The sequence below is a fragment of the Mucilaginibacter segetis genome (genome assembly GCF_016522075.1).
GTDB classification, from domain to species: Bacteria; Bacteroidota; Bacteroidia; order Sphingobacteriales; family Sphingobacteriaceae; genus Mucilaginibacter; species Mucilaginibacter segetis.
The window spans coordinates 1-687 of record NZ_JAEHFW010000007.1 but is presented as its reverse complement, the minus strand read 5'-3'; the positions used below and the strand labels follow the sequence as shown (position 1 = coordinate 687).

At 44.7% G+C, this 687-nt stretch carries 1 protein-coding gene; it reads left to right on the top strand.

What is annotated here, in order from left to right; all coding sequences use genetic code 11:
• Positions 1–687: hypothetical protein (locus I5M19_RS18545; protein WP_200067872.1), on the top strand; the 687-nt coding region annotated here is incomplete at both ends.

Sequence of the window (687 nt, the reverse complement as noted above, 5' to 3'; positions counted from 1 at the left end):
TAAAACGATTATCCGCCCGGATAGCCTGCCTCTTCCCCTGATACAGCCTCTGCCGCCATTGATGCCTGCGGATACCGCAGCTACCCCGCTGCTGGCGGAAGCCGATGCCAGCAAAAAAAGGTTTACCGAAATGGAGCAGAATAACGTTCTAAGACGGGGTGTTCAGCTTAAACAGGTTGATATTAAAGCGAAGAAAAAGGTGTACTCCTCAAGTCCCGGTGGCAGACAATTTGCCGATCAGGTTATCGAACAAGACCGTATAGAGGGAAGTTATGACCTGCGGAGTGCTTTAGAGATGAATAATCCCGACATTCGTTTTGATAAATTAGGTATACCACATAACATAGGGCACCGTTCACTATATGACGGCTTCGATGTTGTTGTTGATGGTGTACTTTTAGATCTCGGCATGTTACAGCAAATTAATCCGAATGAAGTACAGTCGATCGAGATACTTTATAACGGAACCGCTTTAGGAGTAAAAAACAATGTCATTGTGATCAATACCAAACTACGTGACCCTTATCATAATTATAGCAAGGATGTGGTAGCCGGTATGAAGGCTATTAAAATACAGGGCTATTACCAGTCGCGCGAGTTTTACATCCCCAAATATGACGCGGAAAATAAAAAAGCGGATCTGCGTGATGTGGTGTACTGGAACCCGGATATTATCCCCGATGAGAA